Source organism: Bradyrhizobium sp. WYCCWR 12699 (genome assembly GCF_032144035.1).
Lineage (GTDB): Bacteria > Pseudomonadota > Alphaproteobacteria > Rhizobiales > Xanthobacteraceae > Bradyrhizobium.
Genome location: NZ_JAVTJN010000039.1, coordinates 1,500,416 through 1,525,636 on the forward strand (window position 1 = coordinate 1,500,416; position 25,221 = coordinate 1,525,636).

Sequence of the window (25,221 nt, forward strand, 5' to 3'; positions counted from 1 at the left end):
CCTCCATTTCGCAATCCCCTAGCGCAACGCTGCTGCCAGCGTGCTGTCAGGAGGATCGGCCTGGTGGAAGATCCAGCGCGTGCGCGATCACCTTGCGCATGACGTTGGGCAGCGCTTCGCCGGCCAGGGTCGCGGTCGGCACCCAGCGCATACCCTCGGGTGCACGCGTGCGCGCCTCCGCCTTCGCGGTATAGACCACGAGCTCCAGCGGAAAATGCGTAAAGACGTGGGTGACGACGCCCACCTTGCGCTGCCAGCGCGACAACCCCTTCAACTCCGGCGCCTGCTGCTTCGCGGTCGCATCGTCCTGGCCGGCGAGCCAGTCCGAGCCCGGCACTTCCGTCATGCCGCCGAGCAGGCCTTTTTCCGGCCGCGAACGGACCAGCAGCTCGCCGCCGCGCGTGACGACAAAGGCGGCGCCGCGGCGCAACGTGCCGCTCTTCTTCGGCGCCTTGCGCGGAAAGGTTTCCTGCGTGCCTTGCGCACGCGCGATGCAATCCTCATTCAGCGGACACAGTGAGCAGGCCGGCTTCTTCGGCGTGCAGATCGAGGCGCCCAGATCCATCAGCGCCTGGGCACTGTCGCCGGCGCGCGAATTCGCCAGCAGCGTCGCCGCCAATTGCTGGATCAGCGGCTTCGCCTGCGGGAGTTCTTCTTCAACGGAAAAAAGCCGCGACACCACGCGCTCGATATTGCCGTCCACCGGCATGGTATGGCGGTCGAAGGCAATCGCTGCAATCGCCGCCGCCGTGTAGGGCCCGATCCCCGGCAGCGCGCGCAGACCCTCCTCGGTGTCCGGAAAGACGCCGCCGCGCTCGCGCGTCACGGCAACGGCACAGGCGTAGAGATTGCGCGCACGCGAATAATAGCCGAGGCCGGCCCACATTCGCAGCACGTCGTCCTGCGAGGCGTTCCCCAACGCCGTGACGTCAGGCCAGCGCGCGACGAATTTCTCGAAGTAAGGCCCGACCGCCTTCACCGTGGTCTGCTGCAGCATGATCTCCGACAGCCAGACGCGGTACGGGTCCGACGCCTCTCCGGGCGCCGCCCGCCAAGGCAGCCGGCGCCGGTGGCGGTCGTACCAGGCGAGCAGGAGGGTCGGGCGCGATGACGCTTTCGACGGCGCAGGTTCCGGCCTGGCCTTGAGGGCAGATTTGGGGCTCATGCTCTCACCCTAACGACGTTACGTCGATCTCTCCACGTCATGCCCGCGCTCGTCGCGGGCATCCACGTCTTTCTTCGCGGGAGAACGTGGATGAGTAGGAAGAACGTGGATGGCCGGGACAAGCCCGGCCATGACGGCGAAGCCCATGTGGCCCGCCCGCCAAAATGCTATAAGGCCCCATGTCCAAATCCGGTCCCATCTTCAAACCCGGCCCGATCAGCGCCAAACCGCTCGGCATCCTGCTCGACGACGTCTTTGCCGAGGCCTATGCCAAGCAGGGCTTTGCCGCGCGCGAGTTGGTGACGCGGTGGGCGCAGATCGCGGGGCCCGAGATCGCGGCCCATGCCGAGCCCTTGAAGATGCAATGGCCGCGGCCCGTAGAGGGCCAGCCGCAGGAGCCGGCGACGCTGGTGCTGCGGGTCGAGGGGCCGATGGCGCTGGAGATCCAGCATTCCGCCGACGTGATCCTGCAGCGGGTCAACCGTTTCTTCGGCTGGAGCGCGGTCGGCAAGCTGGCTTTCCGCCAGGCCCCGCTCTCGCGGCCGCGGGCCCGGAAGCGGCCCGGCCCGCCGGACCCCAAATCGGTCGCCAAGGTGGCGGAGAGCCTGGGGGCGATTGAAGACGAAGAACTGAAGACGGCGTTGGCGCGGCTTGGGGCGGCCATCAAGCGAAATTGAGCCTTATTTTGCGGCCAATCTGGACCCGTCCCTGCCGCTCGCCATTGCCTCAAACCACGTTTCAAGCTAGCGACAGGCCGCCCGGGAACCTTGCTGACCTCGGGGCGAGACCACGCCAATTCGGGAGCCGACCTTGATCATCACCCGCCGCGCCTTCACCACGATGCTGTCGCTGACCGGGCTTGCCGCGGTCGCCGGGTTCTCGCCGCTCCGGTGGATTTCTGACGCCATGGCTCAGTCGGCTGGCGATGTGGCCAAGCCGGTGTCGCTGCCCGACATGGCGCTCGGCCCGAAGGATGCCGCCGTCACCATCACCGAATACGCTTCGATGACCTGCCCGCACTGCGCCGCCTTCAACGAGCAGGTGTTCCCGAAGATCAAGAAGGAATACATCGACACCGGCAAGGTGCGTTACATCTTCCGCGAGTTCCCGCTCGACATCAAAGCCGCGGCCGGCTCGATGCTGTCGCGGTGCATCGCGAAGGACGACGGGCCGAAATATTTCGCGGTCACCGACATGCTGTTCCGCCAGCAGAACGACTGGGTTGTGAAGAACACCACCGAGACCCTGACGCGCATCGGCAAGCAGGCCGGCCTCACGCAGCAGCAGGTGGAAGCCTGCCTGAAGGACCAGGCGCTGCTCGACAAGATCGCCGCCGACCAGAAATACGCCAGCGACGTGCTCAAGGTGGATTCGACGCCGACCTTCTTCATCAACGGCGAGAAGATCAAGGGCGAGGCCTCGTTCGAGGAGTTCGCTAAGAAGATCAATCCGCTGCTGAAGAGCTGATTCGCGCGTCAAGACTCTGATTCGCATCGCGAAAGCCGTATCTTTCCCGGCATAAATCCCTTGGGAAAAGCGGCTTTCGCCGGTTGCCCTCGCGGCATACCGCGGCCATTGTCCAGCCGCATGAGGCGCCTCGCGCGACTCGCCCGGATAGCGACATTGCCTTCCATGGTAGTGTCCCGGCAGGGGGATTCGCGCCTGCCAACAGAGATGCGTGCTTATGAAAATCACCCGCCTGCGACTTCACGGCTTCAAGTCCTTCGTTGAGCCGACCGACTTCGTCATCGAGCCCGGCCTGACCGGCGTGGTCGGCCCCAACGGCTGCGGCAAGTCGAATCTCGTCGAAGCGCTGCGCTGGGCGATGGGCGAGACCTCCTACAAGAGCTTGCGCGCCGCCGACATGGACGCGGTGATCTTCGCCGGCTCCGGCAACCGTCCGGCGCGTAACCACGCCGAAGTGACGATGACGATCGACAATGCCGATCGCACCGCGCCGGCGGCGATGAACGACAGCCAGCTGCTCGAAATCTCCCGCCGCATCGAGCGCGAAGCGGGCTCGGTCTACCGCATCAACGGCCGCGACGTGCGCGCGCGCGACGTGCAGATCCTGTTCGCCGATGCCGCCACCGGCGCGCGCTCGCCGGCCCTCGTCCACCAGGGCAAGATCGGCGAGATCATCCAGGCCAAGCCCGAGCAGCGCCGCCGCGTGCTGGAAGACGCCGCGGGCGTTGCCGGCCTGCATGCCCGCCGCCACGAGGCCGAACTGCGGCTGAAGGCTGCCGAAACCAATCTCACCCGCGTCGAGGACGTGATCGGCCAGCTCTCCGGGCAGATGGAAGGCCTGAAGAAGCAGGCTCGCCAGGCGGTGCGCTATCGCGAGGTCGCGGCCAAGGTCCGCAAGGCCGAAGCCACCCTGTTCCATCTGCGCTGGATCGGCGCGCATGCCGACGTCAACGAATCCGGCCAGACCCATGATCTCGCCGTCCGCGAGATGGCCGAGCGCACCCAGCACCAGGCCGAGGCCGCTCGCATCCAGGCGATCCGTGCCGCCGAAATGCCGGCGCTGCGCGATGCCGAAGCGCGCGCCGCCGCCGGGCTGCAGCGCCTGACCAATGCCCGCGAGCTGCTCGACCGCGAGGAAGAGCGCGCCAAGGAGCGCGTCGCCGAGCTGGAGCGCCGCCTCGCCCAGTTCGAGGGCGACATCTCCCGCGCCCAGCAGCAGACGATGGATGCCGGCGTCGCGCTGCAGCGGCTCGACACCGAAGACGCCGAGCTCAAGGAAGAGATCAAGTCGCGCGTCGAGAAGCGCTCCGGCGTCGACGAGCGCGTCGCCGAAGCCGAGGCGGTGCTGACCGAGACCGAGCAGCAATTCGCCGAGCTCACCACCGCGCTCGCCGACCTCACCGCCAAGCGCAATCAGCTCGAGGCCAATGTCCGCACCCACCGCGACAAGCTCGCCCGGCTCGACCAGGAGATCGCGAACGTCGCCGCGGAAGAGCAGAAGCTTGCCGCCGAGACCGGCGGCTTCGGCGACCTCGACGAGCTGACCGCTCTGGTCGAGACCGCGGAGCAGACGCTGGCGGCTTCGGAAGCCGCGGCGCAGGCCAGCGAAGCCGCGCACGTCGCCGCGCGCCAGACGCTGGAATCTTCGCGCTCGCCGCTGGTCGAAGCGGACAAGCGTGTGCAGCGGCTCGACACCGAGGCACGCACGATCTCCAAGATCGTCAACGGCGAGACCAAGAATCTGTGGCCGCCGATCATCGACGGCATCACCGTCGACAAGGGCTTCGAGAAGGCGATCGGCGCCGCGCTCGGCGACGATCTCGACGCCCCGATCGACCCGTCGGCGCCGATGCGCTGGACCAATGTCGGCCACACCGAAGGCGATCCGGAACTGCCCGAAGGCGCCGTGCCGCTCTCCAATCACGTGCAGGCGCCGGCCGAGCTGGCCCGACGCCTGGCCCAGATCGGCGTGGTGCCGCGCGAGCGCGGTGCCGAGCTGGTCTCGCAGCTCAAGACCGGCCAGCGGCTGGTGTCGCCCGAAGGCGACGTCTGGCGCTGGGACGGCTTTGTCGCTGCCGCCCACGCTCCAACCGGCGCGGCCCGCCGCCTCGCCGAGCGTGCCCGCCTCGTCGACATTGAGAACGAGCTGGAGCAGGCCCGCATCGACGCGCAGATCAAGCGCCAGGCGCTGGAGAATGCCGAGTCCGAGCTGCAGATGGCCGCCAGCACGGAAGGCGCCAGCCGCGAAGCCTGGCGCGCCGCGCAGCGCGAGCTGAACGTCGCGCGCGAGCGCCATGCCACCGCCGAGCGCGAGATCAGTCGCCATGCCGCGCGCAAGGCGACGCTGTCGGAAGCGCACAGCCGCCTCGCCGCCGACCGCGCCGAAGCCGAGGCTGCCTATGAATATGCCGAGGCCGGCATCTCCGAGCTGCCGTCGAGCGAGGACACCGAGACCCGTCTCGCCGCCGTCCGCAGCGACATCGAAGGCCACCGCCGCATGGCCGCCCAGGTCCGTGCAGAAGCGCAGGCGCTGGCCCGCGAGGCCGAGCTCGCCGACCGTCGCGTGCAGGCGATCCTCGCCGAGCGCACCGAGTGGCAGAACCGCAAGGAAAGCGCGGCCTCCCACATCGACACCATCCAGGCCCGCATCGCCGAGCTCACGATCGAGCGCAGCGAGCTCGAAAACGCGCCGCAAGTGTTCGCCGAGAAGCGCAGCGCGCTGATCACCGAGATCGAATACGCGGAAAACGACCGCCGCATGGCCGCCGACGCGCTCGCCACCGCGGAAAGCGCGATGGCCGAGACCGACCGCGTCGCCAAGCTGACGTTGGAAGCCCTGTCGAGCTCGCGCGAGGCCACGGCCCGCGCCGAGGAGCGCATGGAAGGCGCACGGCGGCGGCTCGAGGACATCGAGCGCGAGATCCGCGACATGCTCGAGGTCGAGCCGCAGGCCGTCGCCGGCCTTGCCGAGCTCGAGCCCGGCGCGGAGCTGCCGCCGCTGCACGACATCGAGGAAGACCTCGAAAAGATGCGGCGCGACCGCGAGCGCCTCGGCGCCGTCAATCTGCGCGCCGAGGAAGAGCTGCGCGAGGTCGAAACCCAGCACACCGGCCTCGTCACCGAGCGCGATGACCTCGTGGAAGCCATCAAGCGGCTGCGCCAGGGCATCCAGAGCCTCAACAAGGAAGCGCGCGAGCGCCTGTTGACTTCGTTCGAGGTCGTCAACAACCACTTCAAGCGCCTGTTCGTCGAGCTGTTCGGCGGCGGCGAGGCCGCGCTGCACCTGATCGAAAGCGACGACCCGCTGGAAGCCGGTCTCGAAATCATCGCCAAGCCCCCGGGCAAGAAGCCGCAGACGCTGTCCCTGCTCTCGGGCGGCGAGCAGGCGCTGACCGCGATGGCGCTGATCTTCGCGGTGTTCTTGACCAACCCCTCGCCGATCTGCGTGCTGGACGAAGTCGACGCGCCGCTCGACGACCACAACGTCGAACGATACTGCAACCTCCTGCACGAGATGACCGGCTCGACCGACACGCGCTTCATCATCATCACGCACAACCCGATCACCATGGCGCGGATGAACCGTCTGTTCGGCGTCACCATGGCCGAGCGCGGCGTGTCGCAGCTGGTGTCGGTGAGCCTCGCCGAGGCCGTGGACATTCTCGATCAGAACGTGGCGTGATATCTCCGGCGTCATTCCGGGGCTCGCGCAGCGAGAGCCCGGAATCTCGCGCTATAACCTCCAGAGTCCGGGTTCGCGCTTCGCGCGCCCCGGAATGACGTGAGGTTGATGATGATCTCCCCCACCCTCCCCGCCGAACTGAAGGCCGCCCTCGACGGCAAGCTGCAGGGCTTCTCGCGCACCGACGCGGCGCAGCGCTCGCAAAAAATCTCGACCGCCTATCGCGCAGGCGGCGGCTCCGGCACGATCAAGTCCGAAGCCGATGCGCTCGCCTATGCGCTGGCGCGCATGCCGGCGACCTACGCGGCGGTGGCTGCAAGCCTGAATGCGCTCACCGAGATCGCACCAAGCCTCGCACCTGAAACGCTGCTCGACGTCGGCGCAGGCCCGGGCACCGCGAGCTGGGCGGCAGCGGAGGCCTTTCCCTCGCTGCAGGATTTCACCCTGCTCGACGCCAACGCCACGCTGAGCCGGCTCGCGCTCGACCTTGCACGCGACAGCTCGCGATTGGCGGAGTGCCGCTATCTGCCCGGCGATGCCGGTGCGAACCTCGCGGAGGTCTCGCAAGCCGATCTCGTGATTGCCAGCTACATCATCGGCGAGCTCAGCGAGGCCGACCAACGCAAGCTCGCGGAAACCATGTGGGCCAAAGCGCGCCACGCGCTGGTCGTGATCGAGCCCGGCACGCCCGCGGGTTACGCGCGCATCCTCGCGCTGCGCCAGCAACTGATCACGGCTGGCGCCTACGTCGCCGCGCCCTGCCCGCACGAAAGGCCCTGCCCGCTCATCGCACCCGACTGGTGTCACTTCAGCCAGCGCCTGCCCCGCTCGCAGGCGCACCGGCAGATCAAGAGCGCCGAGGTGCCGTTCGAGGACGAGCGCTTCATCTACGTCGCGCTGACCCGCACAGCGCCGGCGAGCCGCGCCGCACGCGTGCTGGCCCCGCCGGATGTTGGCAAGGCCGAGATCGCGGCGAAACTCTGCACCGAAGAAGGTGTCGCACTGACAAAGGTCCCACGGCGCGACAAGGCCGCCTACGCAAGTGCCCGGCGTTGGCGCTGGGGCGACGCCGTCATTGCCGAAAGTTAACCTCATCGGGGCTTTTGCCTTGAACTCGAGCGGCTCCCCGTTCGACCAAGTCCTACCTCTCCTCTGCGCCGGGGCTCTCGCTCTGCGCCAATTTGGTCTAGGCTAGGCCCGCCTTCTTCCCCCTTCAGGAGTTCTCCATGTCGACCGGCTGGATCGTTCTCGGCGTCATCGTCGTCCTCGCTTTCCTCGCGTTCAGCGCCTACAACCGCCTTGTGGCGCTGAGCCAGCGCGTCGGCCAGGCCTTTGCCGATATCGACGTTCAGCTCAAGCAGCGCCACGATCTCGTGCCCAATCTGGTCGAGACCGTGAAGGGCTATGCCTCGCATGAGCGCGGCACGCTCGACGACGTCATCAAGGCGCGCAATTCGGCGATGTCGGCGCAAGGCCCCGCGCAGGTGTCCGCGGCCGAGAACCAGCTGTCCGGCGCGCTCGGCCGGCTGATCGCGCTGTCGGAGGCCTATCCGGACCTCAAGGCCAACGCCAATTTCCAGCAGCTCGCATCCGAGCTCTCCGACCTCGAGAACAAGATCGCAGCGAGCCGCCGCTTCTTCAACAACGCGGTCCAGGAATACAACACCGGCATCCAGCAGCTGCCCGCGGCGCTGTTCGCCGGCATGTTCGGCTTTACCAAGAGGGACTTCTTCGATCTCGGCGCCAGCCGCACCGAGGTCGAGGCGGCGCCGCAGGTAAAGTTCTGATCTTGAGCCGCTAGGTCGCAGGGCAACCGCGTCATGGCCGCGTATGGTCTCTACACGCACATCGCCTCGAACAAGTTTCGTTCGATGCTGTTGCTCGGCGGCCTGTTCGCGCTGGTCTATGTGCTGGTCTATGCCGGCGCGCTGGTCGCCGAGGTCGTCATCAACAGCAATGGCACGGTCGCCTATTACCTGAGCCGCGCCTTCCTGGATCTGAAGGTCGCAGCACCCGTTGCAACGGTCGTGGCCGCGGCCTGGATCGTGATCGCCTATTTCTTCCACCAATCGATGATCGATGCGGTGACCGGCGGCCACGACGTCACCCGACAGGAGGAGCCGCGGCTCTACAATCTGCTCGAAAACCTCTGCATCTCACGCGGCATCACCATGCCGAAGCTGAAGATCATGGACAGCCCGGCGCTGAACGCGTTCGCGACCGGCCTCAATCCCAGGCAATATTCCATCACCGTCACCACGGGTCTCCTCGATACGCTCAATGACAAGGAGATCGAGGCGGTGCTGGGCCACGAACTGACCCACATCAAGAACGGCGACGTGCAGCTGATGGTGGTCGCCGTCATCATCGCCGGCGTGGTTGGCTTCTTCGGCGAATTGTTCTTCCGCCTGTTCACAAATTTCAATTGGAGCTCCGGCTCCGGCGGCTCGTGGTCCTCGGGCTCCTCCTCGTCGTCGCGGTCGTCTTCCTCGTCGTCGAGCGACAGCAAGAGCTCCGGCGGCGGCGCGGTGATCGTGATCATCATCGCGATCGTGCTGATCGTGGTGGCCTGGCTGCTGTCGCAGGTGGTCAAGCTCGCCTTGTCGCGCTCGCGCGAATATCTCGCCGACGCTGGCTCGGTGGAATTGACCAAAGATCCCGATGCCATGATCTCGGCGCTGCGCAAGATCGAGAATCGTGGCGAGCTGCCCGGCGCGACCTCGGCCGTGATGGAGCTCTGCGTCGACAATCCCCGCGAAGGCTTTGCCGACCTGTTCGCAACCCACCCCTCGGTGCAATCGAGGGTGGATGCACTGGTCAAGTTTGCCGGCGGCCATGATCCGGGCCCGCTGCCACCGACCGAGGAAACGGGCGAGCCCGAGGCGCCAGCCGACCCGCAGCATGCCCCACCACCGCTCCATCATGGTCCCTGGAACGATGCCAGCGGCCCAGCCGCTCCGCCGCCCGTGCCTGCCCCCGGAACCGCGAACAGCAACCCCGTGGGTAGTCCCATGGGCCCTTGGGGCCGTCATTGAGCGCGCGATAAGCCGTCATGCGCGGCAGTTTCGCCGCGCTTGGGAAAAACTTCGGGAATTGCCGTATCGACGGCCTGCGGAATTGAATTCTCCCTTGTTTCTGCCATGTTCGCGCCCAACAGCAGACTCGGGACATCCTTGGGACCATCCTCGGGACATCGATTTGGGGCCCGGCCGATCGCGACCTCGCGATCGGGGGGCGCGCGTTAGGGGACAGCAATGGCAAAGCCGGCAGTGGTTGTGGTGGGCGCGGACAAGGGCGGGGTCGGCAAGACCACGGTGTCGCGTACCTTGCTCGATTATTTCTCAGCCAACAACGTGCCGACGCGCGCCTTCGACACGGAGTCGCCCCGCGGAACCCTGAAGCGCTTCCACCCTGACATCACCGAGATCGTCGACATGACGACGACGGCCGATCAGATGAAGATCTTCGATACGCTCAACGCGACGAGCCCGTCGGTCACCGTGATCGACGTCCGCGCCGGCCTGCTCTCGCCGGCGCTCGCCTCCTTGCGCGACATCGGTTTCCTCGACGCCGCCAAGGCCGGCCAGATCACCTTTGCCGTGTTCCACATCCTCGGACCCTCGATCGCCTCTCTGGACGAAATCGCCGAGACCGCGGGCTTCATGACCGGTGCCAAATACTTCCTGGTGAAGAACTTCATCAACGACACCCAGTTCTTCCAGTGGGACCAGGCGACCTATAATTCCTACTTCCACCGCATCAAGGACGCCACCGAGCTGACCATCCCCAAGCTCAACGAAATGGCCTATGAGCAGGTCGAAGTGTCGTCCGTCCCGTTCCTGAAATTCGTTGCCAACAAGGGCATCAACGACGAGGCCGCGAACTATTCCTTCGTGCTGCGCGGCTATGTCAGGCACTGGCTCGCCAACGTCTGGAGCGAGTTCGACCGCATCCGCCTGACCGACATCGTCGGTTCGAAGTCCGTGACCCGCAACAGCGAAAAATAGTTGCGCAAGCCGGGCTGATACGGCTGGATTGGTCGCCAAGTTCGACTGATATAGCTGTCGATGCCCGCAACGCCCGTCTACATCATCTGCTCGCCCCGCCCGCAGGTCGGCAAGACCCTGCTGGCGCGGCTTTTGAGTGAATTCCTGCTGCTCAAGAACGGCAATGTCGCGGCCTTCGACGTCAATCTGAAGGAGCCGTCGCTGCTCGACTACCTGCCGGGGGTCACCGAGACCGCTGACGTGATCGACACCTACGGCAAGATGCAGCTGATGGACCGCGTCATCATCGACGATGGGCTTCCCAAGGTGATCGACCTCGGCTTCCACGCCTTCGACGAGTTCTTCAAGATGACCGACGAGATCGGCCTGTTGAAGGAGGCGGCACGCCGACACGTCGCGCCCCAGATCCTGTTCGTCGCCGACACCGACCGCGTCTCTGCCCGCGCCCACGAGATGCTGCGCGGGCGGATCCCGCGGATGAACCTGATCACGGTCGACAACGAATATGTCGTGCGCGGCGAGCTGCCGGCTGCGATGGCCGGCGGCCGGCTGTTCCGCCTGCCCGCCCTGCCCGGCTTCCTCAAGACCTATATCGACCGGCTGAACTTCTCCTTCACCGGCTATCTCCGCCAGGAGAAGGACGCCTCGACCGAGCTGCACCAATGGACCCGGCGCAATTACCTCGCCTTCCGCGAGCTCGAGCTCAGCCTGATCCTGCAGCGGTCCTGATTATTTTACCCGGATAATATTGACTGCAGGCTGGAGCCGACGTATGGAGGCGGGCATCCATATCCCCTCAGCAAGGCCCATCCCCCGTGAGCATTGACCGGAAAGCAGCGATCGCCGCCTACAAGGAGCGCAAGACAGTTGCAGGCATCTACGTTGTCCGCTGCGCGGCCTCAGGCGAGGCCTGGGTCGGCCAGGCGCCGAACCTCGAGACGATCCAGAACCGCATCTGGTTCTCGCTCCGCCAAGGCAGCCATACCTGCCGCAGCCTCCAGGCCGCCTGGAAAGCCCATGGCGAGGCCGGCCTGACGTTTGGCGAATGCGAGCGTCTGGAGGACGAAGAGAGTGCCTATGTCAGGAACGCGCTCCTGAAGGAGCGCCTGCTGCATTGGCGGGCCGAGCTCAAGGCCGAGGTGATCTGACCGCCGACGGCGGCTCAGTGCCCCTCGAACGTCATCAGCGTGCGCACCGGCACGTCCATGGCACGGAGCTTGGCGGCGCCGCCGAGCTCCGGCAGGTCGATGATGAAGCAGGCCGCGACGACGTTGGCGCCGATCTGGCGCAGCAATTTTACGGCGCCTTCCGCGGTGCCGCCGGTGGCGATGAGGTCGTCGACCAGGATGACGCGCTCGCCGGGCTGGATGGCATCGACATGCATCTCCATCTCGTCGATGCCGTATTCGAGCGAATAGGCGATCCGCACCGTAGTGTGCGGCAGCTTGCCTTTTTTCCGGATCGGCACGAAGCCGGCCGAGAGCTGGTGTGCCACCGCGCCGCCGATGATGAAGCCACGCGCCTCCATGCCGGCGACCTTGTCGATCTTGTTGCCGGCCCAGGGATTGACGAGTTCGTCGACTGCACGGCGGAACGCGCGCGCGTCCGCGAGCAACGTGGTGATGTCGCGGAACATGATCCCGGGCTTGGGATAGTCGGGGATGGTGCGGACGCTCGCCTTGATGTCGTGGTCAAAGGTCATTGGTGCCTCTCAATCGACACGCGCATCCAGCCGGAACGCGTTTTCAACAATACGTAGTCCCACCTCGTTGCCGAGCGACATCAGCGATTCCGGGTGGAATTGGACGCCGGCGACCGGCAGGGTCTTGTGCTCCAGCGCCATGGCGACGCCGTCCTCGGTGCTGGCGGTGACGTCGAGCACCTCCGGCATGCTGTCGCGCTCGACGAAGAGCGAGTGATAGCGGCCGATGACGATCTCGTTCGGCAGATTGCGCATCAAGCGCCCACCGCGCACCTGCACCCGTGAGGGGCGGCCGTGGGCGGGATGGGTGAGCTGGCCGAGCTCGCCCCCGAAATATTCTCCGATCGCTTGCACGCCCAAGCAGACGCCGAACACCGGCAGCTTCTTCTCGAGCGCCGCATCAATCGTCTTCTTGATCGCGAAATCCTCAGGACGCCCGGGCCCCGGCGACAGCACCAGCAAATCCCAAGTCTTCTGCTTGAGCATGTCGAGCGCGTGCACATGGCGGACCACGGTGACGTCGGCGCCGACCTGGCGGAAATAATCGGCGAGCATGTGCACGAAGCTGTCGTCGTGGTCGATCAGCAGCACCCGCTTGCCCGAGCCGGTCGCATCCGGTGCGAAGGTCGACAGCGGCTTCGGCGGATCGCCGCGCAGGGCCTGGAATAGGGCTGCGGCCTTGACCTGGCATTCGCGGTCTTCTGCGGCGGGGTCTGAATCAAACAGGCAGGTCGCACCGACGCGCACTTCAGCGAGACCATCCTTCATGCGGATGGTGCGGATGGTGAGGCCGGTGTTGATGCTGCCGTCGAAATTCACAGCTCCAATGGCGCCGGCATACCAGCGCCGCGGCGAGCGCTCGTGATCCTCGACGAACTGCATCGCCCACAGCTTCGGCGCGCCTGTCACGGTGACCGCCCAGGCATGGGTGAGGAAGGCATCGAGCGCGTCGAAGCCGGGGCGCAGCATGCCCTCGACGTGATCGACGGTATGAAACAGTTTTGAGTAGGTCTCGATCTGCCGGCGCGCCAGCACCTTGATGGTGCCGGGAACGCAGACCCGCGCCTTATCGTTGCGGTCGACGTCGGTGCACATGTTGAGCTCGAACTCGTCTTTCTCCGAGTTCAGAAGCTTGCGGATCTGCTCGGCATCGCCGATCGAATCCGTGCCGCGCGCGATGGTGCCCGAGATCGGACAGGTCTCGACCCGGCGACCGTCCGAGCGCACGAACATTTCCGGCGAAGCCGAGACGAGAAACTCGCCCTCGCCGAGGTTCATCAGCGCGCCGTAAGGAGACGGGTTGATGACGCAGAGGCGCTGGAAGACTTCGGCCGGCGAGCGGTCGCAAGGCTCGGCGAACAGCTGTCCCGGCACCGCTTCAAAGAGATCGCCGCGCGCAAAGGCGGCGCGCGCGGTCTCGACGGTCGCCTGATATTCGCCGGGCGCGTGATCGGCGAAGCCCTGGCGCGGCGTCTTCAAATAAGGGCTTTCGGCGGTCTCGCGCGGCAGGCCTGCGGTCGACTTGCCCTTCCAGGCGAAGTCGTAGGCGAGCACGACGCCGCGGCCGGTGGCGCGGTCATAGGCCAGCAGGCGATCGGGCACGTAGAGCACGATGTCGCGCTGGTCGGCCTCGCGTGCGCGCTTCTGCTCGAGATCCTCGATCTGGAACACGAGGTCGTAGGCGAAGGCGCCGAACAGGCCGAGCAGCCCGTCGTCATTGGCGGAGAAGGCTGCGATGATGTCGCGCACCAGCGACATCACGCTGGCACGCCGCGTGCGCTGGTCCTCCTCGACCGGCGCGTCGCCGCGGACGATGTGGCCGGCAAGATGCGTCGCGCTCTTCTCGGAAATCACGACGCAGGGCTCGCGCAGGACATCGGCGAGGAAGGCGATCAGCACCTGGCCGCGCCCATTCAGCGCTTCCAGCTTGAAATCGACGCCAGTGGTCTCGAGCTTGAGCGGCGGATCGGAGAAGCCGAGGTCAAAACTCTCGTAGCGGCCGGGCACGGTGGTGCCCGAGGACAGCACCACGCCGCGGCGGCGGTCGAGCAGGTTGATGAGATCGTCGAGCCGGTTGGCGCCGCCCGTGAACTGCTCGGCCACGCGCGTGATCGCGAGACCTGCGCGGGTCACGTAATCGCTTCGGGCCGGGAGGGCAAAGACTGTCCTGTTCATGTGGTCCTCTTACGAAACTTGCCGAGGGAACGCCACACAGGACAAACGAGAAGGCCGCCGCACTGTGCAGGCGACCTCAGACGATTTTGGGAGAATAAATCGCACCGGCCACCTCTTAGGAGGTGCGCCACCAAAGACGGGCTGGGCGGACGGCGGTGCTCATGGGCGGATACTCACCATCCGAGAGAGGCCATGTCAAGAGACGGAACCACGCCCCTGCCCGTCCGGGCCCTCTTTCGAGGCTTGAAAGCGTGAAAACGGCCTGACGGTTGTTCAGCCCTCGCGGAGATATAGCAGGTCGATGGCGCCTTCTTCCTCGTTCATCCATCGATCGCGCTCGCGAAAGCCGTGCTTCTCGTAGAACGCACGCGCAGCGAAATTCTGCTCGAAAACATCGAGCGTGATCCGGCCATGAGCACTCGCATGCACACTCGCGATCGCTCGCTCCAGCAGCGCCGAACCGGCGCCGCGCCGGTGACACGATGGATCGACGAAGAGCTGATCGACATGCCGGCCCTTCAGCGCAATGAAACCCGCCATGGCGTCCGCCTCGAATGCTGCGAGTGTCCAGCTCCATTCGGCGAATTTAGGCGAATACCAGGCCTCGACCTCCTGCAGCGAATACGACCAGTTCATGAATTGATAGGCGATCAGGCAGGCGCGGTAGTGCACGAGACTGATCGCCTTGAGATCGTGCATTTCGAGCGGCCGAAAGCTGAGGTTCGGGCTGCCCGTCATGCTACCCCAGATGCTTCCTGAAAAACTCCGTCGCCCGGCCCCAGGCGAGTTCAGCAGCTTCGCGGTCGTGCACGGCCTGGCGCTGCTCGTTGACGAAGGCGTGCTCGGCGTCATAGCGGAACAGCTCGAGCGACTTGCCGGCGGCCTTCATGGCCTTTTCGAAGCCATTGACCAGCTCCGGCGTGCACCAATCGTCCTTGTTGGCGAAATGAGCCTGCAGCGGAATCTTGACGTCGGCCGGCTTGGCCGCCTGCTCCGGCGGGATGCCGTAGAACACGACGCCGGCGGACAGCTCCGGCACATGCACCGAGCCGATGATGGTCACGGCGCCGCCGAGGCAGAAGCCTGTCAGCCCGACCTTGGCGCCGTTGCGCGCCAGATATTGCGCGGCGCCGCGCACCGTCTGCGTGGTGGCGTCCATGAAGTCGAGGGAGTTCATCTCCTTGTTGGCGCTGTCCGTGTCGTGATACGGCACCACCTTGCCCTTGTAGAGATCGGGCGCCAGCGCATCGAAGCCGGCCAGCGCAAAGCGGTCGCACAGGCCCTTGATCTGGTCCGACAGGCCCCACCATTCCTGGATCACGACCACGCCCGGCGCGTTGCCGCGCGCGGCATTGGCGAGATAGCCCGAGGCGTCCTTGCCATCCGGGCGCTTGAAGGTGATGGCGGTTCCCATGGTGTCCTCCGATGAGTTTCTGGCAGAGCGATTGACGGCATTTTGGCGGGTGGGACCGCGAGGCGCAATCCACACTCTCGTCATTTCGGGGCGCACGACAGTGCGAACCCGGAATGACCGAGAGCTGAGCTCAGAAAAAAAGCCCCCTTGCGGGGGCTTCTCATTTCTCGTTTCGCGCGCGCTGCTCAGTGCGAGCTGGCCCAGACCTTCTTCTTGGTGAAGTACATCAGGCCCGCGAACAGGATCAGGAAGATGAAGACCTGGAAACCGAGGCGCTTGCGCGCTTCCATGTGCGGCTCGGCGGTCCACATCAGGAACGTGGTGACGTCCTTGGAATACTGCGCCACCGTGGTCGGCGAGCCGTCGTCATAGGTCACCTGGCCGTCGCTAAGCGGCTTCGGCATCTTGATGGCATGGCCCGGGAAGTACTTGTTGTAGTACGAGCCTTCCGGAATGGTGACGCCCTCGGGGACATGATCGTCAAAGCCCTGCAGCACCGCCGAGACGTAGTCCGGACCCTGCTCCTGGTACTGGCTGAAGAAGTCGACGATGAACCAGGGGAAACCGCGCTTATAGGAGCGCGCCTTGGTGATCAGCGACAGGTCGGGCGGCGCCGCGCCGCCGTTCGCGGCACGTGCGGCCTGCTCGTTCGGGAACGGCGAGGGGAAATAATCCGCCGGCCGCCCTGCGCGCTCGAACATGTCGCCCGCATCGTTCGGACCGTCCTTGACCTTGTATTCGGACGCGAAGGCTGCCGCCTGCGCCACCGAATAGCCGGGCCCACCGGGCTCGGCGAGGTTGCGGAAGGAGACATAGGACAGCCCGTGGCAGCTGGCGCAGACCTCCTTGTAGACCTTCAGGCCGCGCTGCAGCGCGCCGCGGTCGAACTTACCGAAAGGGCCGGAGAACGACCATTTGTTGCCGGGAGGCGTGTCGCTGCCTTCAGACGCCTTCGCGCTCTCGACCGAGCCCGCGAACAGCGAACCCGCCAGTGCCAGCATGATCGCGGTCGACACCATCGGCGTCGATCGGCTGCCGGTCTTGGCCAGAACCGCATCGGAGATCGAGTTCGGCACCGGCCGCGGCTTCTCGATGCGCGAGAGCAGCGGCAGCACGATCAGGAAGTAGGCGAAGTAGCAGACCGTCAGAACGCGGCCGGCAACGACGTAGATGCCTTCCGGCGGCTGTGCGCCGAGATAGCCGAGCAGGATGCAGACCACGACGAAGATCCAGAAGAACTGCTTGGCCAGCGGACGATACTTCGACGACTTGGTCTTCGCGGCGTCCAGCCAGGGCAGGAAGCACAGGATGATGATCGCGCCGAACATCGCGACGACGCCCGCCAGCTTGTTCGGGATCGAGCGCAGGATCGCGTAGAACGGCAGGTAATACCATTCCGGCACGATGTGCGGCGGCGTCACGCCCGGGTTCGCCGGAATGTAGTTGTCGGCGTCGCCGAGATAGTTCGGCATGTAGAAGATGAACCAGGCGTAGAGCAGCATGAAGCAGGCGACGCCGAACATGTCCTTGATGGTCGCATGCGGCGTGAACGGCACCGTGTCCTTTTCCGTCTTCGGCTCGACGCCGTCAGGATTGTTCTGGCCGGCGACGTGCAGTGCCCAGACGTGGAGCACCACGACGCCCGCGATCAGGAACGGCAGCAGGTAATGCAGCGAGAAGAAGCGGTTCAGCGTCGGGTTGCCGACCGAATAGCCGCCCCACAGCAGCGTCACGATGCTCTCGCCGAAATAGGGAATGGCGGAGAACAGATTGGTGATGACGGTGGCGCCCCAGAAGCTCATCTGGCCCCAGGGCAGCACGTAGCCCATGAAGCCGGTCGCCATCATCAGGAGGTAGATGATGACGCCGAGGATCCACAGCACCTCGCGCGGCTCCTTGTAGGAGCCGTAATAGAGACCGCGCAGCATGTGGACGTAGACCGCGAAGAAGAACATCGACGCGCCGCAGGCGTGCATGTTGCGCAGCAGCCAGCCGTAGTTCACGTCGCGGACGATCAACTCGACCGACTTGAAGGCGAGATCGGCATGCGGCGTGTAGTGCATCGCCAGGATCACGCCGGTCAGGATCTGCATCCCCAGCATGAAGGAGAGGATGGCGCCGAAGGTCCACCAATAGTTCAGGTTACGCGGGGTAGGATAGGCGACGAACGAGGAGTGCATGAGGCCGAAGATCGGCAGGCGCCGCTCGATCCATTGCAGGGCCGGATTGCTCGGCTGGTAGTCGGATGGTCCGCTCATGATGCGATCCTGAGGAAATAAAACGACGAGACGGCGCGAAGCTTCGGACGTGCGTCCGAAGCTCAGCCGATCTGGATTTTGGTGTCGGAAACGAACGTGTACGGCGGCACCGGCAGGTTCGCGGGCGCGGGCCCCTGGCGGATGCGGCCGGACGAATCGTACTGCGAACCATGGCAGGGGCAGAAGAACCCGTCGTAGCTGCCTTCATGAGCGATCGGGATGCAGCCGAGATGGGTGCAGATGCCGATCACGACCAGCCATTGCTCGTGGCCGGACTTGACCCGGGCCTCGTCGGTCTGCGGATCGGGCAGGCTCGCCACGTTGACGGCGCGCGCCTCGTCGATCTGCTTCTTGGTGCGGTGGCTGATGTAGATCGGTTTGCCGCGCCAGAACACCTTGATGTCCTGCCCTTCGGCGACCGGGCTGAGATCGACCTCGATCGGCGCACCGGCGGCGATGGTCGAGGCGTCAGGATTCATTTGGGAGATGAAGGGCCAGAGCGCGGCTGCGCCCCCTACTGCGGCAGCTGCCCCCGTTGCAACGAATAAGAAATCACGGCGTGTCGGATGGTCCGCCGAAGACGCTGTCGTCACGATTCCAACCCTTTCTTCTTACGCAGCCGGCGGAACCGCTCCAGGAGGCGCCCATGAGGTCCCCGGAAAGGCTGCCGGCGCCCGCGGCCCCCCGCGGCGGCAGAACTTCGCTTATTCGCCTCTAAACAGGCGAAACAGCAGTCCAGAATCGTTCTATTGGCACCCTTGCCGGGCGAGCGCAAGCCCGCTATCGGCGCGGGGGCGTGCCATGCACGAATTCCCGGCCATGCGATGTTTTATTGAGACATTTCCGACCCGCAACCAACCCGCCTCCACCCGATGCAGATAGCGCTTTTCCAGCCCGACATCCCTCAGAACACCGGCACGATTCTCAGGCTCTGCGCCTGCCTCGGACTGGACGCCCATATCATCGAACCGGCGGGGTTCCCGGTCTCCGACCGCGCGTTCCGCCGGGCGGGAATGGATTACCTCGGCCATGTCAGCATCGTCAGGCACGACTCCTGGCTGAAATTCGAGGATTGGCGCGCCGCGCATGGCTACCGCCTGCTGCTGTTCACCACCAAGGCCGCCACCGACTATCGCGATTTCCGTTACCAGACGTCGGACATCCTGCTATTCGGGCGCGAGAGCGCCGGCGTCACCGACGCGGTGGTCGAGGCCGCGGATGCGCGACTGGTGATCCCGATCAAAGCCGGGTTGCGGTCGCTCAACGTCGCCATGACGGCGGCCATGGCCGCAGGCGAGGCGCTGCGGCAGATCCGGAACCCGCAAGTTTGAAGGTTTGAGGAGAGACGATTGAGTTACGCGGTCAAGGAAATCTTCCTGACCTTGCAAGGCGAAGGCGCCCATGCCGGGCGCGCCTCCGTGTTCTGCCGCTTTGCCGGCTGCAACCTCTGGAGCGGGCGCGAGGCGGACCGCCTCGAGGCCACCTGCAAGTTCTGCGACACGGATTTCGTCGGGACCGACGGCACCCTCGGCGGCCGCTACGGCACCGCGGCCGAGCTCGCCGACACCATCGCCGCGCAATGGCGCGCCACCGAAGCTGGCCGCTACGTGGTGCTCACCGGCGGCGAGCCCCTGCTCCAGGTCGATGCCGCGCTGATCGAGGCGCTCCACGCCCGTGGCTTCGAAATCGGGGTGGAGACCAACGGCACCATCGAAGCGCCCGATGGCCTCGACTGGATCTGCGTCAGCCCCAAGGGCGGCAGCGAGCTGGTGCTGCGCCAGGGCCACGAGCTGAAGCTGGTCTATCCGCAGGCCCTCGCCGCCCCTGAAGCGTTCGAGAACCTCGCCTTCGAGCGCTTCTCGCTGCAGCCGATGGACGGCCCCGAGGTCATCGAGAACACCGCGCGCGCGATCGACTACTGCCTGCACCACCCGCAATGGCGGCTCAGCGTGCAGACGCATAAGTCGCTCGGCATCAGATAGGACGCGACCGGGAATGCAGATGGACAGTTCGACGATCGAAGACCGCAAGACCCGCGCCCGCACCTGGTTCGAAGCCTTGCGCGACGACATCTGCGCGAGCTTCGAGCGGCTCGAGGACGACGCGCCGCCAAGCCTTTATCCGGGCGAGGCCGGCCGCTTCAAGCGCACGCCCTGGCAGCGCACCGACCATACCGGCGCGGCCGGCGGTGGCGGGGTGATGTCGATGATGCACGGCCGGCTGTTCGAGAAGGTCGGCGTGCATTGCTCCACGGTGCACGGCGAGTTCGCCCCGGAGTTTCGGGCTCAGATTCCCGGCGCCGCGGACGATCCGAAATTCTGGGCCTCGGGCATCTCGCTGATCGCGCATATGCGCAATCCGAACGTGCCCGCCGTGCACATGAACACACGCTTCGTCGTCACCACGAAGGCCTGGTTCGGCGGCGGCGCCGATCTCACGCCGGTGCTCGACCGCAGGCGCATGCAGGACGATGCCGACACCATTGCCTTCCACGCCGCGATGAAAGAGGCGTGCAACCAGCACGGCGGCGTTGCCGATTACGACAAGTACAAGAAATGGTGCGACGAGTATTTCTACCTGCCGCACCGGAAAGAAGCGCGCGGCATCGGCGGCATCTTCTACGACTGGCACGACAGCGGCGACTGGGACGCCGACCTCGCATTCACCAAGGACGTCGGCCGCGCCTTCCTGAAGGTCTACCCCGAGATCATCAGGCGCAATTTCGAAAGCGCCTGGACCGCCGCCGACCGCGAGGAGCAATTGATCCGGCGCGGCCGCTATGTCGAGTTCAACCTGCTCTATGATCGCGGCACCATCTTCGGGCTCAAGACCGGCGGCAATGTCGAGTCGATCCTGTCGTCGATGCCGCCCGAGGTGAAATGGCCGTGACGACGATGAAGCCCGCTTTGAAGCCGCTGCCCCGCGCCATGCTGATCGACATGGACGACACCATCCTGTCGGCCTATGGCCGGCCCGAGATCGCCTGGAACACGATCGCGAACGAGTTTGCCGAGGAGCTCGCGCCGCTGCCGCCGCCGCAGGTCGCGGCCGCGGTGCTCGCCTTCGCGCGAAACTTCTGGGCGAACGCGGAAGCCGCATGGCGGATGAAGCTCGGCGAGGCGCGGCGGCTCACGGTGCGCGGCGGCTTTGCCGCGCTTGCCGCAAGCGGCCATCGCGCCCTGCCCGACGATCTCGCCGATCGCATCGCCGACCGATTCACCACCTACCGCGAGGAAGCGATCTTCGTCTTCCCCGGCGCCCATGATGCGATCGACGCATTCAGGGCCAGCGGCGTCAAGCTCGCCCTCGTCACCAACGGCGCCGCCGAGATGCAGCGCGCCAAGGTCGAGCGGTTCGAGCTGACCCATCGCTTCGACCACATCCAGATCGAGGGCGAGCACGGCTTCGGCAAGCCCGAGGAGCGCGCTTATCTGCACGCGATGGAGGCGCTCGGCGTCACACCTGAGGACACCTGGATGATCGGCGACAATCTGGAATGGGAAGTCGTGACGCCGCAGCGGCTCGGCATCTATTCGATCTGGATCGACGTGCATGGTGACGGCCTGCCCGAAGGCTCGACCGTCAAGCCCGACCGCATCATCCGCTCGCTGACGGAGCTGGTGCCGGACCGCTCCTGAGCAGGCCAAAAGATAAAAATCGCAAAACAACCCCATGCACAGTAGCCGGGCCCTGCAAGATCAAGGGCTTACGGATTTTACGAAACGGCCCTTGCTCCGTCGGGCAAAACGGGGGCATGATGCCATCGTCGAAACTTGCGGCAGGGAGTTTCGCGCGGGCTGCGGCCGTCTGCTCGGCCTCGAACGGGAGCGGCCGCCAAAAATTTCTTCGCCTGCTGACGTAACGACCTGCCGAGCTTGCACGTAGATGACCCCGCGGGCGCTTTTCAGCGCCAACGGGAGGGCACGGCATCGTGAGTGGCGAATTGAACATCCGGAAAGCCGAGGCGAGCGACTATGCCGCCGTTCGCGATCTTGCGGACGCACTTGCGGCTCATATCGAAGAGCCGCCACCGCCTCTGACGCCGGACCGGTATGTCGCCTTCTATGTGCGCGAGCATGCGCCCGTGCACCTCTTTGTCGCGCTGCTTGGAGATCGCGTCGTCGGCATGATCGCGTGGATCCTGACTCACGAGCTCTATAGCGCAAAGGCCGCGCTATATATCAGCGACATTGCGGTGCACGCCGACGTGCGCGGAAACGGCGTCGGCCGAGCGCTGATGATGAAGGCCAAGGAGTGGGGCTCCGATCACGGCGTCACGAGGCTCGGCTGGGATGTGTGGAAGCACAACGCGTCGGCCATGCGATTCTATGAGCGCCTCGGCGCGACCGTCGACACCGAGGCCGTGCCGCATCTTCTGGAGCTGACGAACGACTAGCTTCATCATGACCGATTGGCGGCTGCGGACGTCGCGGCCTGACGACATAGAACCGATGTACGAGGTGTGGCACGCCTCGGTGCTGGCGACGCACGATTTCCTCAGCGAATCCGATTTTGCGGACATCTGCATCCAGGTCCGAAGGGACTATCTCCCGAACCGCGACTTCACTGTTGCGGTTGACGACGGCGATCGGGTGATCGGATTCATGAGGGTGCAAGGATCAGAGATCGACTCGCTCTACATCGCGCCGGCGTTTCGCCGTCAGGGACTGGGACGGCGGTTCGTGGCCGAGGCGGCCGCTCGGGGCGAGAACCTCGAGGTCGAGGTGAATGCCCAAAACACCCAGGCCGTCGCATTCTACAGCGCGATGAGTTTTCGCGTGATCTCATCGATGCACGCCGATCGTGAGGGGCGGCCTTATCCGTTGCTGCGCATGCGGCGGAGTTTGCCTCGCAATATCCCCTGATTTGCGTCGCCCTGCTCTCCACCTCGGCGTCGGCGGAATTCCCGCCTTGGCCGGCCCGCGTGATCGGCCTGTCATGTCTGCTTGCTAGCTTTCCCCGATGTTCGCTTCTCTGCCCATCACGGCGCGACGGCGGACATCGCTGGATGTCGCCGAAGGGCCATAACCGGAAGTCTGTGGGTAGCGTGCGACGTCCACTAAGTGCTAAAAATGCACCCACGCCACCTAGGCAAACTTCAATCGACCCCAGAGAGCTCAATGATCGGATTTCTGCTCATCGATCGAGCCCATTCAGAGAACGCTTCAATCGACCCTACCCTCGGATGTGCCGGCACGTACATTAGATAAAAGCCGTAGCCGGGGAGCGTCAGCTTCGAGACTTCCTTGAGTGCGCCGCTCGCAAGCTCGGGCGCCACCAACACATCGCTGCAGATCGCAATGCCCTGACCTGCGATGGCCGCTTCGATGGCATGCAGTTCTTCACGAAACGCGAGATTGGCTAAGCGTGCGAGGTCAGGCACCCTCTCAAAGCGCTGTCGCGCCTTTGCTTGCCAGCGCTGCCAGGTCGGTGCGGCCCGGTCGCCGGGTGGCCATGCGATCTCGATCAGGGGAAAGTTTGCAAGTTCGGCCGGGCTAAGTGATTTATCGCTAGCGCCAACCAGCTTCGGACTCGCAACCACGCGAAACGTGTCGCGCGTCAGCTCGATGGACTTCGTTCCGGCCGGCGGCTGGCGCGCATATCGAATGGCGATGTCGGCTTCACCAGCCGCGAGGTCAAGGACGAGGTCCGTCCCCAGGATGTCGAGCTTGAGGCGCGGATGCGCCTCCCGCCATTTGGGCAACCGCGGCACTAGCCATCGCGCCGCAAACGCATTGGTGGAGGTGATGCGCAGCCGTCCGCCAGCTGCGCTTCCGCACACCTTCTCCAGCGCATTCGCGAAATTTGCGAATCCATCTCGGACCGTCGGAAACAAAAGCTCGCCAGCAGCGGTCAGCTTGAGGGGACGGGGCCTTCGGCGGAAAAGGTCCCTGCCACAGTGGCGTTCGAGCAGCTTGATCTGATGGCTGATGGCCGTCGGCGTGACACAAAGTTCCGCTGCCGCCTTCTTGAAACTGAGATGACGGGCTGCGGCCTCGAAGGCTCGCAACTCGGTAAGCGGAGGAAGCTGGCGCATCAGCATAGTCTAGGTGAATCCAATTCATCTTGCACCTGAATTATCCGAGCTTGCCAGCGCGGCGGGTGGGGGCCGAGAGTGATCGGCGACTTAGCTGGAGCACTTGCAACATGCTGGCGGGATCCCCCGGCCGGGTGGCGGACTACCTGGATGCGATTGCGCAGCTTGCGCCCCTGATCGCCAAACATCGCGACGCCTTCGACACCGAACGCCGGCTCCCTGATACCGTATTCAACGCACTGGCGGATGCCGGGCTATTCAGGTTGTGGCTGCCTCGCGCGTTCGGGGGGCCGCAACTGTCCCCGACCGATTTCATGTCGGTAGTGGAAGCAGCATCCATGCTCGACGGTTCGATCGGGTGGCTGGTCGGCAACGGTGGAGGCATGAGCCGCGCCGGCGGCTATTTGCCGGAGCCGGTCGCGCGCGAGTTCTTTTCCGATCCGCGCGCATTCATCGTGTCCGCAACCGCCGCTGTCGGCCTCGCGCACAAGGTGGAGGGTGGCTATCGCATCACAGGCCGCTGGCCGTTCGGCAGCGGCGCTCACCATGCCTCGCACTTCACGGCCCTTGCAAGTATGAAAGATGCCGGCGGAAATGAGGAGCCGCCGCGGTTTTACTATTTCAGGCGGCGCGATGTCGTCATCCACGACACCTGGCGCGTGTCAGGGCTGCGTGCGACGGGCAGCTGCGACTTCGAGGTTCGCGATCTTTTCGTTGCCGCGCAGCACGCGCATGACTTCATCGGGGTTAGCGCAACGCAAGACGGAGTTGCCTATCAGTTGCCGGCCGTATCGGTGTTTGCCTGGACGGTCGCGACCGTCCCGCTCGGGATTGCGCGCGGTGCGATGAACGCCTTCGTCGAACTTGCCGGGCGAAAGGCCCGGCAGGGCCAGGTCACGACGATGCGCGACCGCGACATCGTGCAAAGCAATTACGGCAGGGCCGACGCGTTGCATCGTGCGGCCCGTGCCTTCCTGATCGATGCAATGTCGCAACTGACAGCCGCGTTGACCGAGGATGGACCGCGCCTGATCGAAGCTCGCGCCGTATTCAGGACGGCTTGCACCCATGCCGCCGAAACGGCGCTGCGGATCGCCGACTTGCTCGCCGCAGAAACCGGCACGGGCTCGATCTTCGAAACCTCGCCGATCGAGCGCTATGTCCGTGACATCCAGGCCGCGACGAAGCACATCGCAATGAGCACGAACAACTATGTCGTGTCTGGACGGGTGGGGCTCGGTCTCGATCCGGGAACGTTTCGGTTTTAGCCGTCGGAGAGAGCGATATCCGTCAACAGCGCCGGTTTGAGTCGCG

At 65.2% G+C, this 25,221-nt stretch carries 24 protein-coding genes; 16 read left to right on the top strand and 8 right to left on the bottom strand.

All coding sequences use genetic code 11. The annotated features are described in order from the left end of the window. Window positions 1-46: 46 nt before the first annotated feature. Window positions 47-1,165, bottom strand: coding sequence for an A/G-specific adenine glycosylase (gene mutY / locus RPS27_RS37745; RefSeq protein ID WP_212065593.1), 1,119 nt, complete (start codon window positions 1,163-1,165; stop codon window positions 47-49). Between the two features lie 179 nt (window positions 1,166-1,344). Between mutY and RPS27_RS37750 the strand changes: the two genes are divergently transcribed. From RPS27_RS37750 to RPS27_RS37790, 9 genes are all read left to right on the top strand, one after another. Continuing rightward, on the top strand, window positions 1,345-1,842 hold the full coding sequence (locus RPS27_RS37750; protein ID WP_063196570.1) for a DUF721 domain-containing protein: 498 nt from the start codon (window positions 1,345-1,347) through the stop codon (window positions 1,840-1,842). Between the two features lie 133 nt (window positions 1,843-1,975). After that, on the top strand, window positions 1,976-2,632 hold the full coding sequence (locus RPS27_RS37755) for a DsbA family protein (RefSeq protein ID WP_212065594.1): 657 nt from the start codon (window positions 1,976-1,978) through the stop codon (window positions 2,630-2,632). 217 nt (window positions 2,633-2,849) lie between these two features. After that, entirely contained in the window at window positions 2,850-6,314 is a 3,465-nt protein-coding gene (gene smc, locus RPS27_RS37760) for a chromosome segregation protein SMC (RefSeq protein ID WP_212065595.1), read from the top strand. Between the two features lie 108 nt (window positions 6,315-6,422). Further along, entirely contained in the window at window positions 6,423-7,403 is a 981-nt protein-coding gene (locus tag RPS27_RS37765; protein WP_212065596.1) for a small ribosomal subunit Rsm22 family protein, read from the top strand. A gap of 137 nt (window positions 7,404-7,540) precedes the next feature. Then, entirely contained in the window at window positions 7,541-8,101 is a 561-nt protein-coding gene (locus RPS27_RS37770) for a LemA family protein (protein ID WP_194406603.1), read from the top strand. Between the two features lie 33 nt (window positions 8,102-8,134). Beyond that, a complete protein-coding gene (locus RPS27_RS37775) occupies window positions 8,135-9,349 on the top strand; it encodes a M48 family metallopeptidase (RefSeq protein WP_212065597.1) in 1,215 nt (404 codons plus the stop codon). Window positions 9,350-9,568: 219 nt separating this feature from the next. Continuing rightward, window positions 9,569-10,321: a hypothetical protein gene (locus tag RPS27_RS37780; RefSeq protein ID WP_063196576.1), complete on the top strand. Its 753-nt coding sequence runs from the start codon at window positions 9,569-9,571 to the stop codon at window positions 10,319-10,321. Window positions 10,322-10,381: 60 nt separating this feature from the next. Beyond that, window positions 10,382-11,050, top strand: a complete 669-nt coding sequence (locus RPS27_RS37785; protein ID WP_212065598.1) for a hypothetical protein — start codon at window positions 10,382-10,384, stop codon at window positions 11,048-11,050. Between the two features lie 86 nt (window positions 11,051-11,136). Next, window positions 11,137-11,469: a GIY-YIG nuclease family protein gene (locus tag RPS27_RS37790; RefSeq protein WP_211419459.1), complete on the top strand. Its 333-nt coding sequence runs from the start codon at window positions 11,137-11,139 to the stop codon at window positions 11,467-11,469. A gap of 14 nt (window positions 11,470-11,483) precedes the next feature. Here RPS27_RS37790 and RPS27_RS37795 read toward each other — a convergent pair whose 3' ends face one another. From RPS27_RS37795 to petA, 6 genes are all read right to left on the bottom strand, one after another. After that, the gene (locus RPS27_RS37795; RefSeq protein WP_018323310.1) at window positions 11,484-12,023 is read right to left on the bottom strand and encodes an adenine phosphoribosyltransferase; all 540 of its coding nucleotides are present in this window, start codon (window positions 12,021-12,023) and stop codon (window positions 11,484-11,486) included. 9 nt (window positions 12,024-12,032) lie between these two features. Beyond that, window positions 12,033-14,198, bottom strand: a complete 2,166-nt coding sequence (locus RPS27_RS37800) for an anthranilate synthase component I (RefSeq protein ID WP_212065599.1) — start codon at window positions 14,196-14,198, stop codon at window positions 12,033-12,035. Window positions 14,199-14,471: 273 nt separating this feature from the next. Then, entirely contained in the window at window positions 14,472-14,936 is a 465-nt protein-coding gene (locus RPS27_RS37805; RefSeq protein WP_212065600.1) for a GNAT family N-acetyltransferase, read from the bottom strand. A gap of 1 nt (window position 14,937) precedes the next feature. Next, on the bottom strand, window positions 14,938-15,612 hold the full coding sequence (locus RPS27_RS37810) for a dienelactone hydrolase family protein (protein WP_211419462.1): 675 nt from the start codon (window positions 15,610-15,612) through the stop codon (window positions 14,938-14,940). Window positions 15,613-15,797: 185 nt separating this feature from the next. After that, window positions 15,798-17,870 (bottom strand): cytochrome b/c1, encoded by a 2,073-nt coding sequence (fbcH, locus tag RPS27_RS37815; RefSeq protein ID WP_212065601.1) that lies wholly within the window; start codon window positions 17,868-17,870, stop codon window positions 15,798-15,800. A gap of 62 nt (window positions 17,871-17,932) precedes the next feature. Continuing rightward, entirely contained in the window at window positions 17,933-18,463 is a 531-nt protein-coding gene (petA, locus tag RPS27_RS37820; protein WP_194406595.1) for a ubiquinol-cytochrome c reductase iron-sulfur subunit, read from the bottom strand. 279 nt (window positions 18,464-18,742) lie between these two features. Between petA and RPS27_RS37825 the strand changes: the two genes are divergently transcribed. The 6 genes from RPS27_RS37825 (at window position 18,743) to RPS27_RS37850 (ending at window position 22,735) form a co-directional block, all read left to right on the top strand. After that, complete coding sequence (locus RPS27_RS37825) at window positions 18,743-19,201, top strand: tRNA (cytidine(34)-2'-O)-methyltransferase (protein ID WP_211419463.1); 459 nt, start codon at window positions 18,743-18,745, stop codon at window positions 19,199-19,201. Window positions 19,202-19,219: 18 nt separating this feature from the next. Further along, window positions 19,220-19,852, top strand: a complete 633-nt coding sequence (gene queE, locus RPS27_RS37830) for a 7-carboxy-7-deazaguanine synthase (protein WP_212065602.1) — start codon at window positions 19,220-19,222, stop codon at window positions 19,850-19,852. Window positions 19,853-19,871: 19 nt separating this feature from the next. After that, window positions 19,872-20,759, top strand: a complete 888-nt coding sequence (gene hemF, locus RPS27_RS37835; RefSeq protein ID WP_212065603.1) for an oxygen-dependent coproporphyrinogen oxidase — start codon at window positions 19,872-19,874, stop codon at window positions 20,757-20,759. Further along, window positions 20,750-21,508 carry an HAD family hydrolase gene (locus RPS27_RS37840; RefSeq protein WP_211419466.1) on the top strand — a complete coding sequence of 253 codons (759 nt, stop codon included), beginning with the start codon at window positions 20,750-20,752 and terminating at the stop codon, window positions 21,506-21,508. Before hemF ends, RPS27_RS37840 begins: the two co-directional genes overlap by 10 nt. A gap of 293 nt (window positions 21,509-21,801) precedes the next feature. Beyond that, the gene (locus RPS27_RS37845; protein ID WP_212065604.1) at window positions 21,802-22,266 is read left to right on the top strand and encodes a GNAT family N-acetyltransferase; all 465 of its coding nucleotides are present in this window, start codon (window positions 21,802-21,804) and stop codon (window positions 22,264-22,266) included. Window positions 22,267-22,330: 64 nt separating this feature from the next. Next, a complete protein-coding gene (locus RPS27_RS37850) occupies window positions 22,331-22,735 on the top strand; it encodes a GNAT family N-acetyltransferase (RefSeq protein ID WP_313755032.1) in 405 nt (134 codons plus the stop codon). Between the two features lie 233 nt (window positions 22,736-22,968). Here the strand turns inward: RPS27_RS37850 and RPS27_RS37855 are convergent, their stop codons facing one another. Continuing rightward, the gene (locus RPS27_RS37855; RefSeq protein ID WP_249131490.1) at window positions 22,969-23,913 is read right to left on the bottom strand and encodes a LysR substrate-binding domain-containing protein; all 945 of its coding nucleotides are present in this window, start codon (window positions 23,911-23,913) and stop codon (window positions 22,969-22,971) included. Window positions 23,914-24,017: 104 nt separating this feature from the next. Between RPS27_RS37855 and RPS27_RS37860 the strand changes: the two genes are divergently transcribed. Beyond that, the gene (locus RPS27_RS37860; RefSeq protein WP_212065606.1) at window positions 24,018-25,175 is read left to right on the top strand and encodes an acyl-CoA dehydrogenase family protein; all 1,158 of its coding nucleotides are present in this window, start codon (window positions 24,018-24,020) and stop codon (window positions 25,173-25,175) included. Window positions 25,176-25,221 lie beyond the last annotated feature (46 nt).

Bases quoted from the DNA above. Each gene is read 5' to 3' on its own strand.
- mutY (WP_212065593.1), bottom strand. From the start codon at position 1,165: ATGAGCCCCAAATCTGCCCTCAAGGCCAGGCCGGAACCTGCGCCGTCG.
- RPS27_RS37750 (WP_063196570.1), top strand. From the start codon at position 1,345: ATGTCCAAATCCGGTCCCATCTTCAAACCCGGCCCGATCAGCGCCAAA.
- smc (WP_212065595.1), top strand. From the start codon at position 2,850: ATGAAAATCACCCGCCTGCGACTTCACGGCTTCAAGTCCTTCGTTGAG.
- RPS27_RS37765 (WP_212065596.1), top strand. From the start codon at position 6,423: ATGATGATCTCCCCCACCCTCCCCGCCGAACTGAAGGCCGCCCTCGAC.
- RPS27_RS37770 (WP_194406603.1), top strand. From the start codon at position 7,541: ATGTCGACCGGCTGGATCGTTCTCGGCGTCATCGTCGTCCTCGCTTTC.
- RPS27_RS37775 (WP_212065597.1), top strand. From the start codon at position 8,135: ATGGCCGCGTATGGTCTCTACACGCACATCGCCTCGAACAAGTTTCGT.
- RPS27_RS37780 (WP_063196576.1), top strand. From the start codon at position 9,569: ATGGCAAAGCCGGCAGTGGTTGTGGTGGGCGCGGACAAGGGCGGGGTC.
- RPS27_RS37785 (WP_212065598.1), top strand. From the start codon at position 10,382: ATGCCCGCAACGCCCGTCTACATCATCTGCTCGCCCCGCCCGCAGGTC.
- RPS27_RS37795 (WP_018323310.1), bottom strand. From the start codon at position 12,023: ATGACCTTTGACCACGACATCAAGGCGAGCGTCCGCACCATCCCCGAC.
- RPS27_RS37800 (WP_212065599.1), bottom strand. From the start codon at position 14,198: ATGAACAGGACAGTCTTTGCCCTCCCGGCCCGAAGCGATTACGTGACC.
- RPS27_RS37805 (WP_212065600.1), bottom strand. From the start codon at position 14,936: ATGACGGGCAGCCCGAACCTCAGCTTTCGGCCGCTCGAAATGCACGAT.
- RPS27_RS37810 (WP_211419462.1), bottom strand. From the start codon at position 15,612: ATGGGAACCGCCATCACCTTCAAGCGCCCGGATGGCAAGGACGCCTCG.
- fbcH (WP_212065601.1), bottom strand. From the start codon at position 17,870: ATGAGCGGACCATCCGACTACCAGCCGAGCAATCCGGCCCTGCAATGG.
- RPS27_RS37825 (WP_211419463.1), top strand. From the start codon at position 18,743: ATGCAGATAGCGCTTTTCCAGCCCGACATCCCTCAGAACACCGGCACG.
- hemF (WP_212065603.1), top strand. From the start codon at position 19,872: ATGGACAGTTCGACGATCGAAGACCGCAAGACCCGCGCCCGCACCTGG.
- RPS27_RS37840 (WP_211419466.1), top strand. From the start codon at position 20,750: ATGGCCGTGACGACGATGAAGCCCGCTTTGAAGCCGCTGCCCCGCGCC.
- RPS27_RS37855 (WP_249131490.1), bottom strand. From the start codon at position 23,913: ATGCTGATGCGCCAGCTTCCTCCGCTTACCGAGTTGCGAGCCTTCGAG.
- RPS27_RS37860 (WP_212065606.1), top strand. From the start codon at position 24,018: ATGCTGGCGGGATCCCCCGGCCGGGTGGCGGACTACCTGGATGCGATT.